Source organism: Vibrio splendidus (assembly GCF_001557875.1).
Lineage (GTDB): Bacteria > Pseudomonadota > Gammaproteobacteria > Enterobacterales > Vibrionaceae > Vibrio > Vibrio splendidus_F.
The window spans coordinates 244,294-258,995 of record NZ_LNRF01000002.1 but is presented as its reverse complement, the minus strand read 5'-3'; the positions used below and the strand labels follow the sequence as shown (position 1 = coordinate 258,995).

The window sequence follows — 14,702 nt, the reverse complement described above, 5'->3', positions numbered from 1 at the left end:
GTCCTTAATGATTCGCTCGTGTCCAAGGTGAATTTTCTAGCCCGACTAGGTAACGAATGCCACCAATGAAGTTGGCGTAGTGTCCAACAATCAAGTATGAGATCAATGAAATAGGTTTATTCATTAAACGTTTTGGCAAGATGCAGCCAAGTACGCCAATGGTGTAAACGGAAATTTGTGCCAAAAGTAATCCCTTAAATACCAGGTAGTGGCTAAGTAAGATTGAGCACACTAAGCACACAATCATTAGATATGGGGTCAGTAGGCGCAGCCCTTTCCCTGAGAAGAAGGCAAATGCGATGCCTTTGAATTTAGGGCTAAATAAGCCAAATAATCGAATCGCTTGTTGCATGTTGCCAGCTGAGATACGGAGTCTTCTTTTGAAGTCTGTTTCTAGGTTTGATTCTTCTAACTCTAATGCCACCATTTGGGTTTCGTATTCAGCGATGTAACCTTGTTTGACAATTTGCATAGGCAGTATGAAGTCATCATTGATGGTGTTTAGGGGAAGCGGTCCAAACAGGTGTGTTCTGAACAAGTAGAATGCGCCATGAGCCCCTAAGCTAGAGCCTAATGAAGCTTCTGACTCTTTAACTGCGGTTTGATACTGCCAGTAAGTGTTCTCTCCTTCGTTTCCTGTTGGACACAGTTGATAAGTTGCATTCACTACACCGACCTTGTCACTTTCAAAATGAGCAGCTGCAATAAGTAATGCATCTAGTGAAATAAGGGCTGATACGTCACTTAGTGCTGTAATGTCACTGGTAATCTGTGTCACTTCGTCATTGATAGTCGCGACTTTACCTCGATTTACTTTGTGGTTATGTATCTCAAAGTGGATATCACTGCACATTGCTTCTTGAATGGTCATTTGTGCAATCTCGACCGTGTCATCAGTACAACCATCACAAGCGATAATGACTTGCAGTTTCTTTTTTGGGTAATCTAATGATGCAAGGTTACGAACCTTGTCCGCTATCCATTGCTCTTCATTAAATGCCGGAACAAGAATGGTAATGGTTGGTAATGTGCAATCTTGTTGTTCGTCTTTGTAACAACGATGGCTCTCTTCAACGTGGCGCGCAGGGTGGCTTTTGGCGTACCAACGCAGTAATAGAGGGTAGGCTGCGTGATGGTATACAATCAACGCACCAGAAAATAAGCAAAGTCCCGCTAGCAACCAATCGATCATGCGTAAGCTCCTTTTGAGATGTCATTATAAGAGGCAACCATTTTTACAATGTCGAAGTTGTTGAGTATGTAACGACGAGGTGACAAAAAGCGTTCATTTTGCTTTTCTAATAGCGCACTCGCTAATCCCGCAACGCTGCCACTTTTAACGAGCGTGCCACTGAGTGGGCATATCGTTTCATCGACAGCACCGACGTTCATCGCGACGGTAGGAATATTGCACGCTTGGGCTTCTAGTGTTGAAAGTGGTAACCCTTCGTGACGAGAAGGTAGACAGAAAGTATCTAACGCGCCGTAAAAGGAGGTCATGTCCTCAACTAGCCCTAGGAAGATCACACGATCACTAAGATTCAAACTGTGAGTAAGCTGTTCCAGTTGAGGGCGTTTTGAACCATCACCAGCCAATACGACAACGGTGTTAGTCGGAAGTAGTGAAAGTGCCTTAATCAGTTGGTCTTGACCTTTCACATGCTCTAAACGACCGGCACAACCTACGATGTGTTTGTCAGTAGGAAGGTTGAGCTTTGTTCTTGCGTCTGCTTTTGACATCGGTTTGAACCTCTCACAATCCACACCGTTTTTAATTGTGATGATGTTCTTATACGAAAAGGCACAACGCAGTTGGTTGTAAACACGTGTTGCATCGGCAACTAACGTTGGTTGAGCAGCCTTTAACGCTAGTGCTTGTAAGCGACGACGTTTGGTATTCTTTAAATGCCAAGCATCATGTTCAGTATGAATTCGAGTTGGAACTCCGGTAATGCGAGCTGCATAGCCTGCATAAAGTAGAGGGCCAATGTGGTGGGTATGAACCACATCAGGTCGAATCCCATTAAATGCTTTAATCAGTTTGATGATGATATTGAATTGTACGCCTGGAGCTTTATCTAGGAAGACGATTTGATTTTTGTACTGTTCCAATTTAGGCCAGTTGTTTATCGACTCTTCTTTTGTGCCTTCTAAACTCACAATCAACACTTGGTCTGTTGGTTTAGCAAGGCGCAACAAATCTAACGTCAAAGTTTCTAAGCCCCCTGGAGCAAGGTGCTGAACAACGTGTATGATCTTTTTGCCATGCTTCGTTAACTGGTTATTCATAATTTGGTCCCTGCCTTAGTTATTATTGTTTTTCCTTTCCGACGCCTCGCTTTAGGCTATTCGGTTAAAGCGCTTATCTACACAGTTAGATAGCAGGAGTCGTGCCAATTAAATATAATCTATTTATCAATGGGTTAGCTTGGAGTTGTGAGCTGGGCATTTGATTTCTCAAAATGGGAATCAAAACAAAATATGAATAGGTATTGGAAAAATAGGAAATGGAAATAACCATCGAGAGTTGATGGCATATAACGAGCAGGTTTGCCCGATTTCAGGTAATAACTGAGCTTTAGAAAAGACAAACGCCAAGCGAGTGTTAGCGTTTGTTGTTAGGAAGTAAACCTAAGCAAGAGTTTTACTTTAAAGGCTGACTAGCTCATTTTAGGGATCACCGTTATTACCGGGACACCCAAGATATCTTCAATTTCGTCTTTGCGCTTGATTGAAGAATCGAACAGCTCAAACACTATAGCTAAGCCAATCCCCAACCCTATACCTGCAGCGAATCCAGCCAGAATGAAGATAAATGTAGGCATGTTAGATTTCATACTCGGAGTGAAGGGCAAATCGATAATCTTTACACGCTTGTTCTGTTCGAACACGCCCAATGAGCCCGTTAATTGAGCCATTTCATAACGCTCAGTCAGTTCATCGTATAGTTGGCGCTTGATTTCAACTTGTCGTTTAAGACGATACATCTCTTTTGCATTTTCACCGAAATTATTGGCTTTGTGTTCTAGTTCAAAGATCATAGTACGAAGGCTTTTTGTCTCTTCAGTTAACGATTCAAAGCGAGCGCGAACCAGCTGTAGGCTGTGTAGCTGGGTGACTAAAAGTGGTTGAGTATTGGATAGTTTGTTCAGTGTAGCGCTACTCGCGATGTCCCAAAGTTGGTCGCTGTTCATGGCAGGTTGCGTCACTTCTAATAAAGTTGTTCTCTCTTTCTCAAGCCTGTCTAATTCGCGAACTTTAGCCTGTACAGCACTGTGTTTATTTGTGTATTTTGCTTGCAGTAATGTCAATTCACTACGAATGTCTATGATTTGGTCTTCTATTCGACCTATTACTGGGTTGGTTTTAGAAAGCTGTTGATCGATAGACCCTAAGCTTTTTTCAACACCGGATAATTCAGCCTCTTTTTCAGCCAGATTCTGTTTGAGTGATGCTAAGCGGTTTAGACTTTGGCTTTGTACCTCTGGTGTCGATTGCATGTTTTCGTTCATGTATAAAGCCAATGCTTCTTCTGCTTTTTCAAGCTCGATACGACGTTTATCGATGTGAATTTTCAAAAAGTTACTTGAGTCTTCAATCGAAGAACGCTCAGGCGCCAACAGTTGCTCAATGAAATGCTCACTAACCGAGCGAAGGGTTTGTTCCATACCAGCTGGAGTATGAGAGGTTAAACTGATCTTCAAAAAGTCTTTTCCAAGCTGAGTCACAGATAAACGTTGCGATAAGTCAGTGATAATCTCTTCTTTTTCTAATTCTGGCATATCTGGCCTGGTCAATTGCAGTTCGTCAGCCACAGAATAAAGAACATGTCGACTGTGAAGCAGTGTTCTTAATGCGTTGAGTCGGTCTTTAAGCATGGTTGAAACGGCAATGTCTTCCAAAAATGGATTCATTTTGGCCGTTTCTTGAATCAACATACTGGTATGCGCGTCATACTTGGTCGGGGCTAATTTACTGACCCCAAAGCCTACAAAAGGCAAAATTAGAATAGGCAGTACGATTACGTAGCGCTGGCGCCACATTGCATTCAAGATGGATAATAACCGCAATTTCAGATTATTCATAATAGCTCCAGCATCCAATGAACGAAGTTACCGCGGTTCTGCCAGCTGTCTTTCGCAACGACAGAGACTGGCGAGTTTTCAAAATGACGAGCTTGATCGAGAGCCTCGATCATCTGCTTAGCGCTCTCTACTGATGTTACGTAACTTTTATAAGGTGCTATTGCAGGGAAAGGGGTCGTGACAATTGGCGTACCTGCTGCGAGGTATTCCATCAACTTCAATGGGCTACACGCGCGGATTTGTTCATTATCAACAAAAGGTAACAGGCTAACATCCCAGTGTTGAGAATAACTTGGCAACGTGTGGTGTGGACGAGGGCCTAAGTAGTGAACGTTCTCAAGTTTAGGTAGTGATAATGTATCAAGTTCATTGGGGCCTATGAATACAAAGTCCCAATCCGGCATTGCAGTGGCAACATGTCCAATCATGTCGTAATCAAGCCACTTAGATAGACTTCCATAAAAACCAGCTATAGGACGATGGTTGCTCGGTAAATCTTTTGCTCTTGGTACTGGTGTCGAGAATAGGTTGACGTCTACACCATGTGGTAGCAAGTGTGCTTTATGTTTTGGAAATTTATCCATCAATTTTTTGCTAGCCGCGAATATAAGAGACGCTTTATCGATCAACTTAGATTCGTGTTGCGCTACAGTGTCATGGTCGACACCAGCTAAGGCGCTAAAATCATCACCGCAGTAGTAAACCACAGATGACTCGCCTAAGTGTCCGCACAAATCAACTGCGGTCGGAAGGGAAGTCCAAAGGATAGGCGCATTAAGATTAAGCTCAGCAATAACCGGTTTTAGTTGGTGCAACATCATTTGCTGAGCTAGCTTTCTCGATAACTTAGAAGCAGGCGCAGGTATGGTCTTTAAATTGATGACCGTGATGTTTCCTTGGTTGGAAGTATCAATGGTGTTTGGGGAATCTAACATGTTTTGAGTGACCGCATTACTTCTACCAATCAGTTTGTTAAAGGCGCGAGTGATGTCTTTAAATGATAGTTTTGGCTGTCTTAGGCCGATAGAGTTCACCCATAATACTTTGTGCTGTTTAGCTAGGTGACGCACTAAATGTTGAGTCGATGAAGGTAGGCCACCAAAGTCTTCACCAAATACGATTAAATCACGCATGGTCACCTCCGCGAGTTTCAAATGAATCGAACACATCAGATTCGGTAATTTCTACGGACTTAATGTGACCGACGACTCGTGCTGGGTTACCTGCAGCGATTGAAAACGGTGGAATGCTTTTGGTAACAACGCTACCAGCTGCAACAACCGTTCCTTCGCCTATGGTCACGCCGCCTTTAACGGTGACATTGGTACCTAGCCAAACATCGGGTTTAAGAATAATGTCGCCTATTTGCTGAGGGTCATCACCTTCACCTTGTGCTCGACGTTTTGCATCAAGTGGGTGACCAGAATATCCAAATAAGAAAGCGCCGCCTGCGATGCGTACATTGTCAGAAATAATGACTTTACCTCCGACTGCAATCGTGGATTGCCAGCCAATGTCCACATTATTACCGATAGAAAGTAATGGATGTTCCAAGCCTTCAAGTGGCTGTGTACAGCCCGAAAATGTCGTGTGGCCTGAGATACGGCAGTTGTCGCCAATCGAAATTTGTACTGGGCCGCTAACGAAAGGGAGGCCTCCGTACAAATAGAGACGTTTGCCACATTGAGCGACACGACCTTTGAAAGCTGGTGTCCAGTAGAAGAATCGAGTAAAGCCAGACACCATATTCACGACAAGCTTGTGACCTTGGTACAGGCAGCGATTAAACACTCTTGGAGTTGGTAGCTCTGCGCTTCTTATATTTTTCAAAATGAAAAACACATTTCTAATTCGAGAATTAGGGTGAAACTTAAGCCAATGTTTGAATTGATGTATAGATACTGACGTCATAATGAAACTCCTCAACTTTGTTATATAGAAGTACTTTCATATACTGTGCCATTTAATAAGTTTCGTATTTTCAATTGGTTACGAATGTGCCTTTAGATTTTCTCTTTTTGACAGGCAGTTTGAGAGATGTTAGCAATAGCAACAACCAGTGCTGAGAGGATATAAATAGGCCAATTGAAGCCTTGTGTTAGGAAAGTACCTGAGACGATGGTGCCGATTAACCCTGCATATACAGCGTAAGCAGCAGCATTAAGATTTGGGTCTACTGTGTTGGTGGTTTCTGAAAGTTGTTTGAGTGTTGAGCGTATCGTTTTGATCAGAGAGGTAATCAATATCACGAATATGATCAGTCCTAAAAATCCAGTTTCAGCGAGTACGCCGAACCAAGTACTGTGAACTGCGTGATTTAAACCATCCCAGTGAGGACTGTAGAAGAAGTAGTTGGAAAAGAAGTTATCTAAACCGACTCCGGTTAATGGGTTGTCTAGTGCCATTTTGAAAGCAGCTTCCCACGCGTAAATCCGCCCCATCGCAGACTCGTCGACCCCTTGCTCAGCCGCGCCGCCTGATGCTCGATCTGAAATCCCTGCGACGAAGTAAAGACCAATCGCTCCTATTGCCCCTAAAGTAATCAGCAGTGATTTTGAACGAATCACTTTAAATGCAAATATCCCGATGACAGCAAGCGAGCCAAGCAGACCACCACGGCTTTGTGTGGCAATGACTGCAGCAAGTAAAAGTACCGTTACGCCGACACTGATGATACGTTTTGAAAGTGGAATTCCCGTCGTGACCACTTGGCTGATAGCAAAGGCGAGGGGGAACATAAGAACTAGAGAGAGGTCATTCGGGTCGCCTAACATTGAGCCAAAATCACGACCTATTGTTACGCGGCTACCTTCAACTAGGCCAATACCATGGATTGAATTGTTAATCGCGATGCCGGCGACTAATGATCCTGCACAAATAATAGCGGTCGAAGTCTTGACCAAATACTCTGCGCTGTTAACTAGCCAAACAATAGCAAGGGTCATCACCATTATTTTCCAATACACACCTTTGAATTCTGCCAAAGCAATAGGCCTGTTAGACGCGAAGATAATACCGATGAAGACCAAACCCCAGAATATCGCGAGCCAATTCAAACAAGGGTGCCAGAAGATTTTAAGCTCTTTACTGATTAATGCATGCCAAAGTAGGGCTGATAGAGCGCCTAGTGAGAGCATAAGCGGTATTTTTAGTGAATAGAGTTGAGGTATGGCTTCGTGAATTCGGAAAAATGAAAAGACAACGAACAGTAACACTAACCAAAATGTCTTGTTTAAAACGAATAATCCGGCTAATGGCACAAGAGCTAGCGCTACAATTACAGCAGGATGAGGCACAAAGTACCAAACAACACCAAGGCCAACACACAAGGCACTGATCGTAATGATGACTGGCAATCTATTGGCATCAGGGTTAATCATTGTTACCTCTATTCGCAAATAAACTCTTCCATGACTCGGCTCGCAAATTTTTTAAGGCGTAGCGACGCCTGATGTTAAATATTGCAAAGCGAGTGCCAGTTACGCATTTTGTTTAAGTTACTGATTTAAAGCTATATTGCAGAGGGAGCTGTTCGTTTTGAGTTGAGGTTTTTCATTTTGAGAATCACTATAAAACTGACTCGGATGTCCAAATCGTTAAGCCAAAGTGACCAATTCCTGACTACGACTCGTTTTAGCGGCCAAGTTGATAGATCTCCAACAACTGCGGGACAACAGCTTGCGGTGAGTATTGGCTTTTGACGGTTTCTATCGCGTTACTCTTGAGAGAGTCACGTTGTTCGCTCGTCAATGATATCCACAAAGATAAAAACTGTTCTAGCTCGGCTTTTGAATTGGCAAGGTAGCCGTTAACTTGATGCTCGATGAGTTGCGGCAAGTTGCCAACTGAGTTGGCGAGAACGGGAATGCCACGAATCATGGCTTCTAATGCCGCCATAGGTAAGCCTTCAAAGCGTGAAGGGATGATTAACAGATCGATTTGGCTCCAGACGTCGTCCATATTGGTTTGATGACCGTGAAAGGTAACATTATCAGGCTGTGATTTAGTTAAGGCGTCCATTTCAGGTCCATCACCAAAAAGCTCAAACCGAACATCGGGAAACTTTTTAGCTAATGCGACAAATCGATCCGGCGCTTTTTCATGGCTTAAGCGACCCACAAAACCAACATGGAATGGGCTTGATGAAGGGGAGTTTGTTAATCCGTTTGGAACTTTAACAAAGTTATTTAATTGATAGGTCTTACTCGGCACTTTCGCTTTAATCTTCTCACTGACCACAAGCGACTGATCAGAAAGAAAGCTGCTGTAACGGTCGAGCCAGTCATAAAGCCATACTTTGCCTGTTGGGGTTTCACCTGCGTGATAAGTAGTGATTTGTTTGGTGTTGTTTAAACGAGGTGGGAGCTTTATTAGCTTGCTGACTAAACTGGCTTTGTAACCATGAGCATGTATAAGTCTTGGCTGAAAATGTTGAACAGCACGTTTAAGTTGTGTCGCGCTATTGCCGCTTGAATCTGCGGAGCATGAGGCTAAATCGGAGAGGTAACTAAAAGGGATGTTCAGTGCATTCAACTTTTCAACAATGATCGCTTCAGGGGCAAATTTAGTCAAAAGAACGATTCGAACAGCATCTGAATACTGAGTGCTTTCACATATCAGGCCTTGAGCTAGCTCTAAAACATGCGTTTCTATACCTCCAAAAGTTTGGCTGTCGATTAACAGCCAAATCTCGTGAAGGTTTACGTTGAGTACACCTAGGCTAGGCTTGATTGTACTCATCTTCCGATTCCCAAGCCTGCTTCTTACGATAAACCGTAGAAGGGCTAAGCTCTAACAGCACAGCAGCGTTTAACACATTCCCATCGCAATGATTGATGGCGTGTTGAATGGCTTCGCGCTCTATTTGCCACATTGGGCGAATATTACCGTTACTAGTAGTGAAGGCCGGTGTCGTTAACTCTTGTCCATCTGAAAAAGCAGCTTGGTCATTTGACGTAACAGATTGCTCGTTTGGCATAGTAGTTTGCTCAAGCTCTTCTGGAGTTATTGGTGGCAACTTAGTTTTTGGTGTTTCTACTACAGCAGGTTGGGGCGCTGGTACTCGAATTGGCGTTACTGATTTCGAAGCTGTTGTTGCATCCACCTTATTAATCGGAGGGGGCAACATATCTATGGTTACGCTCGTTTCATTATTCAACACTACGATGTTACGGATGATGTTCTGCAACTGACGCACGTTTCCTGGCCAAGCATAACGTTTAAGTAGGTTTTGCGTTTCTTTGTCTATTGATTTGAACTGCTTTTTGTCTTGTTTCGCGTAGAGCTTTAAGAAGTGATTAGATAGAGTGACAATGTCACTTCCTCTTTCGCGAAGTGGTGGCATCTCAATAGGCACGACGTGAACACGATAGTAAAGGTCTTCTCTAAAACGTCCTTCTTCTACTTCAACCAGTGGATCGCGGTTGGTTGCGCAGATAATTCTGACATCAACTTTAATCTCACGATTACCACCGAGTGGTGTAAACGTACCAGTTTGCAAAAATCGTAGGAGCTTCTTCTGCATCTCCAGCTCCATTTCACAAAGCTCATCGAGAAAGAGGGTGCCACCATGCGCTTGCATTGCAGCACCTTTACGGTCGGTTGTCGCACCGGTAAACGCACCTTTAACATGACCGAAGATTTCACTCTCCATTAGGTCTCGAGGGATAGCGCCACAGTTAATGGCAACGAAGGGCTTGCCGTTACGCTGGCTCTCCTGATGAATAGCCTCTGCACATACTTCTTTACCCGTACCACTTTCACCGTTAATAAACACGCTAGCAGTGGTTGGTGCTACCGAATCAATGATCTTGTAAACCGCCTGCATGGGTAGACAAGAGCCGATGAAGTTATGAAAGCGATCACGATCGAACTTGCTTTGCATGTTATCGACAAGATTTTCAAGTTTCGCTCTTTTTAGATGCAAGCGAACAGAAGTTTTGAGTCGATCGGCTTGAATGGGTTTTTCTAAGAAGTCTTCTGCTCCGCGTTGGATTAGATCTACCGCGATGTTTACTGATCCATGTGCAGTTGCAATGATAACGGCGGTTGGTATTTCGTTCGCACTAATCCAATCTAAGACTTCTTCGCCTGGCATGTCAGGCAGCTTAAGGTCGAGAATAACAAGCTGCGGTGAATGCCTTTCAATGAAGGTCTTAGCTTCCGCGCCGGTTTCAACGTGGAAAATATCGTAGGGCTCGTCTTTTACGTACTGCTTGTAGAGTACGGCGAGTGAGGTGGAGTCTTCAACTAACAATACCTTAGGGCGCATTGTATATTCCTTTTGAAACTTTTATCCTAATCAATCAATAACATAGTGATATGCAACCATCAATACGAGTCTTCTGTATTTGTTATCTACCGCATGCAATCTCTTAAGACGCTATCAGTAGAATTCCTCACGTTGCTGATCATGATGGAACATCTCTTCATTACGGTTATACAGACAGTTGTAATCTGATCCGGATGAGCTAATTGAACCCTGCTTCTTTCCGTTCTAGCAAGGCATTGATCGAACGCTCAGCGAGTTCTAATAACTCCTCAACTTGTAGAAATGCCGAATCATGACTCTGTTCAAAACATAGCTTTTCTAAAGCGCGAGATAACTCCCCCAAAGGGCGGTTACCTAATGAAAGTGCCGTGCTGCCGAGAGTGTGAACCTCGAATTCAAGTGTTTGCGCGTCTTTTTGAGTGGCAGCATCTTTTATTGCTATCAAGCGTGTTTGTGATTCTTCGACATAATGGTCGATCAAGATCGGGATAATATCCGCACTTGTATCTCGAATCATTTGCTCTAGAACGCTTTCATCAACAAGATTGCTAACTTCTTGTGAGCAGAGACCTGCAGTTGTGTCTGACGCTTGAATGGAGTTCATCAAACTAAGTCCTTTTGTTGAGCCTAATACCCGTGAATACTAATAAGTACTAGTCATTTTTTAGAATAATTTCAACTGGTTGCTGTATAAACAGAGCAATTAATTAGTATCTCACTCATCTTGTTACTGGGTTTGTGACAAACTTAACGGACTGATTTAATTTTGTTTTCTCTTATGAAATATAAACTTAGGTGCCTATAGAGAGTAAGTTACTGGGAGAGGACAGGACTAAGGGAATACAAATAAAAAGACCACTGCTGTTATATAACTGCAGTGGCCTTAGATCGAGTTAAGTGATTTAGACTAGATTCAAAATAACCATTCGTAGGACTAGGAAGCTTTATCAATCTTTAGCTTTGGGTCGGTTTCTACTTCTTCCTCGCTACTTTCAGAGAAGATATCAGCAACAGCGCTTCTCTCCAGTTCACCTTTCAAGTTACCGTCTTCGTCGACAACCGGAAGAGAGTAGTCACAAGACATTGTGTCTGGTAGAACTTCTTCAATCACGGCATCAGGTAAAATAGCCGGAACTTCTTCGTATATTTCTTCGCTGAAATCATGTATAGATGCATCTTCAACGGCGTCTTGTAGGCTCTCTTGAGTCACTAACCCTTGATAGCCATCATCCGTTACGTGATAAGCGTAATCGTTTTTCAGCATCTTCATTTGCGCCAGAGCACCTTCTATCGTTTCTGATGTAATTCGATAGAGAGGAGGCTGCATAACCGTTTCAACGGTCAATGCACGGGCACGGTTTACGTCTTTAACAAACGCTTCTACGTAGTCATCAGCAGGGTTAAGAAGAATTTCATGTGGCGTGCCTTGTTGTACCAGCTCACCGTCTTTCAAAATTGCGATTCTATCGCCGAGGCGAAGTGCTTCGTCCAGATCGTGGGTGATGAAAACTATCGTCTTATGAAGCTTCTCTTGAAGTTCGATAAGCTGATCTTGCATTTCACTTCTGATCAATGGATCGAGCGCCGAAAAGGCTTCATCCATTAACAAGATTTCAGCGTTAGTACACAGAGCGCGAGACAGGCCGACACGTTGTTGCTGACCTCCTGAAAGTTGGGCAGGGTATTGCTTTCCGTAACCTTTCAAACCCACGGTTTCTAACCATTCGTTGGCTTTCGCTAAACGGTCTTCTTTTTTGATACCTTGCACTTCCAACCCGTACGCAACGTTTTCAACCACAGTGCGATGAGGCATTAAACCAAAACGTTGGAATACCATCGACATTTTATGACGACGGAACTCTTCTAGCTCTTTGGTGTTGAGGCTCATTACATCAATGCCTTCAACCATGATCTTACCTTGAGTCGGGTCAATCAAACGGTTGAAGTGGCGAATCAGCGTCGATTTACCCGAGCCAGAAAGTCCCATGATAACGAAGATTTCGCCGCGGTTAATCTCGAGGTTGATCTCTTTCAGACCAACGGTATGACCCGTATCCGCAAGAATCTGATCTTTGTGTTCGCCGTTCTGAACTCGGTTTATAACAGACATTGGTTTCGGTCCAAACACTTTGTATAGGCCACTAATCTCAATCAATGGTTTAGTCATGCTTGAATCCTCCTAAATGCGCATTGGTTCTTCTTGCGTACGCCTGAGAAGCGCGGTCAAAAAGGATTGCTAGGGCAACAATGGCGAAACCATTCATCAAGCCTAATGTGAAGTACTGGTTGGTAATAGACTTAAGAACCGGTTGTCCTAGGCCTTTAACACCAATCATTGATGCGATAACAACCATAGACAGTGCCATCATGATAGTTTGGTTGATACCCGCCATGATCGTTGGCATAGCTAGAGGAAGTTGAACACCCCATAAACGTTGTTTTTTACTAGCACCAAAGGCTGTAGCGGCTTCAAGTACTTCCTTATCGACTAGGCGTATGCCTAGGTTAGTTAAACGAATCACAGGTGGAATCGCGTAGATAACCACGGCGATTAGCCCTGGAATTTTACCAATACCTAATAGCATTACCACTGGAATCAAGTAAACGAATGCAGGCATGGTTTGCATGATATCGAGCATCGGCGTAACGATAGATTGCGCTCGATTTGAGCGAGCCATCGCAATGCCAATCGGAATGCCTAACAATATCGAAACCAAGGTACACACAGTGATAATACTGAGCGTCCGCATAGTGTCTTCCCACATTCCAAAATAACCAATGAGAAGCAGAGAAACGACACAACCTACAGCCAGTTTCCAGGAACGACTGGCTGCGTAGACAAGGCTGGTACACACGGCAAGGACAATAATCCAAGGCGTTGAAATAAGGAGCTTTTCAAACCAAACAAGGAATGAAAGAAGAGGGTCAAAGAGAGATTCAATCATTTCACCGTATTCGCGGGAAAATTCACGGTATGCGCCATCTAGCGTCTTTTTTATGGTTCGTAAATCAGCACGTTCCATCTCTGGAAAGCTTGATAACCAATTGCTGTCAGCCATTTTATATCCTTATAGTTCGGAGCCACTTGTCCACGCGATAAGAACATCGCCAAAGAAAAGGGCTCCGAATCATGAATAACATCAAGTATAGCGACGTTATTTCTATTCTATTGTTGAAGCGTACTTACTTATTAAACCTAAGTATTTATTAAGCGTAAGTACTTGTTAAACTCAAATACTTTGAAAGTCTGTTGGTTAGAGTTCTGCTTCAACTTTCTTAGCTACTTCTTGAGAAACCCATGGATGCCATACTTCCGGGAATTCACTCAAGAAATGCAGACTCGCTTCTTCACCATCAGCTTGGTTGTCTTCCATCCAAGCAAGTAGAGAGTTCATTTTGTCGTTTGTGAAACCACGTTTAGTAAAGTAGTCGTACGCTTCAGGTGCACGTGAAGCAAAACTTTCAGTGGTAATCGTGTGGACAGGTGAAGGCGGGTACATGGTCGCTTTTGGCGATTCACAATCTTCTTTGGTGGTACAGTTGAGGAACTCTTCCTTATTAACGCCACTGCCGAAGTCGACTTTAACCATGTCGTATTTACCTAGAACAGCGGTTGGCGCCCAGTAGTAACCAAACCAAGCTTCTTCACGCTCATAAGCTTTTGCGATAGAGCCAGATAAGCCGGCACTCGAGCCTGGATCAACTATCGTGAAACCGCTATTTTCTAACTCAAGAGCATTAAACAAGTTTCCGGCGCTGATCTGACAGTTCCAGCCTGCTGGGCAGCTGTAGAATGCAGATGTATCTGGGTCTTCAGGATGCTTGAATAAGCTAGCGTTCTTGCGTACGCCTTCGATGGTTGCCATTTCAGGGTACTGTTTAACTAGGTAAGCAGGAACCCAAAAGCCTTCTTCGCCGCCGTTCACAAGTGCTTTACCTGCATAGCGAAGACGTTTTTCTTCAACACCTTTATCTAATGCGTCTTTTAAGCTGTTGCTCCAAAGTTCAGGTGCAACATCAGGCTGGCCTTTTTCGATCATAGACGTGCCTGTTGGCATAGTGTCGCCAGGGATAAGTTCGGCATCACACCCATAACCATGTTCTAGGATGAATTGGTCGATATTGGCGATCAGTGTTGCAGAGTTCCAGTTCATATCTGCGATTGTTACGCTGCCACATTCTCCAGCGTTAGCATTACCGCTGGCTGCTGCTACTAACAAAAATACGGAGCTTAACTTGTATTTCATATTGAGTTTCCTTTCTCTTTAATAATACAACTAAGGTAACCAAGGTAAATTGATTATCTAAATTGCTCGATGGTGATCCTTTCCGTGTATTTGAACCAT

Annotated in this window: 11 protein-coding genes and 2 pseudogenes; all 13 read right to left on the bottom strand. The window is 43.5% G+C overall.

Going from position 1 to position 14,702, the window contains the following annotated elements:
* Positions 1 to 4: 4 nt before the first annotated feature.
* The 13 genes and pseudogenes from ATB74_RS08755 to ATB74_RS08700 all read right to left on the bottom strand — a co-directional run bounded on the left by ATB74_RS08755 (position 5) and on the right by ATB74_RS08700 (position 14,603).
* On the bottom strand, positions 5 to 1,192 hold the full coding sequence (locus tag ATB74_RS08755) for a glycosyltransferase family 2 protein (RefSeq protein ID WP_061017986.1): 1,188 nt from the start codon (positions 1,190 to 1,192) through the stop codon (positions 5 to 7).
* On the bottom strand, positions 1,189 to 2,289 hold the full coding sequence (locus ATB74_RS08750) for a glycosyltransferase (RefSeq protein ID WP_061017984.1): 1,101 nt from the start codon (positions 2,287 to 2,289) through the stop codon (positions 1,189 to 1,191). Before ATB74_RS08750 ends, ATB74_RS08755 begins: the two co-directional genes overlap by 4 nt.
* 371 nt (positions 2,290 to 2,660) lie before the next feature.
* Positions 2,661 to 4,085, bottom strand: coding sequence for a GumC family protein (locus ATB74_RS08745; RefSeq protein WP_060982016.1), 1,425 nt, complete (start codon positions 4,083 to 4,085; stop codon positions 2,661 to 2,663).
* Positions 4,082 to 5,218 (bottom strand): glycosyltransferase, encoded by a 1,137-nt coding sequence (locus ATB74_RS08740; protein WP_061017981.1) that lies wholly within the window; start codon positions 5,216 to 5,218, stop codon positions 4,082 to 4,084. Before ATB74_RS08740 ends, ATB74_RS08745 begins: the two co-directional genes overlap by 4 nt.
* A complete protein-coding gene (locus ATB74_RS08735; RefSeq protein WP_061017978.1) occupies positions 5,211 to 5,996 on the bottom strand; it encodes an acyltransferase in 786 nt (261 codons plus the stop codon). The genes ATB74_RS08740 and ATB74_RS08735 overlap by 8 nt, the downstream gene beginning before the upstream one ends.
* 92 nt (positions 5,997 to 6,088) lie before the next feature.
* Complete coding sequence (locus ATB74_RS08730; RefSeq protein ID WP_061017976.1) at positions 6,089 to 7,465, bottom strand: O-antigen ligase family protein; 1,377 nt, start codon at positions 7,463 to 7,465, stop codon at positions 6,089 to 6,091.
* Between the two features lie 253 nt (positions 7,466 to 7,718).
* A complete protein-coding gene (locus tag ATB74_RS08725; protein ID WP_061017974.1) occupies positions 7,719 to 8,825 on the bottom strand; it encodes a glycosyltransferase family 4 protein in 1,107 nt (368 codons plus the stop codon).
* Positions 8,806 to 8,997, bottom strand: a pseudogene (locus tag ATB74_RS24550) (helix-turn-helix domain-containing protein); the annotation flags it as partial. The gene ATB74_RS08725 and the pseudogene ATB74_RS24550, both read right to left, overlap by 20 nt.
* 68 nt (positions 8,998 to 9,065) lie before the next feature.
* Positions 9,066 to 10,356, bottom strand: a pseudogene (locus ATB74_RS08720) (sigma-54-dependent transcriptional regulator); the annotation flags it as partial.
* 199 nt (positions 10,357 to 10,555) lie between these two features.
* Positions 10,556 to 10,960: an Hpt domain-containing protein gene (locus ATB74_RS08715; protein ID WP_061017970.1), complete on the bottom strand. Its 405-nt coding sequence runs from the start codon at positions 10,958 to 10,960 to the stop codon at positions 10,556 to 10,558.
* Positions 10,961 to 11,290: 330 nt separating this feature from the next.
* Positions 11,291 to 12,523, bottom strand: coding sequence for a quaternary amine ABC transporter ATP-binding protein (locus ATB74_RS08710; RefSeq protein WP_061017968.1), 1,233 nt, complete (start codon positions 12,521 to 12,523; stop codon positions 11,291 to 11,293).
* Positions 12,516 to 13,415, bottom strand: a complete 900-nt coding sequence (locus ATB74_RS08705) for an ABC transporter permease (RefSeq protein WP_060982024.1) — start codon at positions 13,413 to 13,415, stop codon at positions 12,516 to 12,518. The genes ATB74_RS08710 and ATB74_RS08705 overlap by 8 nt, the downstream gene beginning before the upstream one ends.
* A 195-nt stretch (positions 13,416 to 13,610) precedes the next feature.
* Entirely contained in the window at positions 13,611 to 14,603 is a 993-nt protein-coding gene (locus tag ATB74_RS08700) for an ABC transporter substrate-binding protein (RefSeq protein ID WP_061017966.1), read from the bottom strand.
* Positions 14,604 to 14,702: the final 99 nt, after the last annotated feature.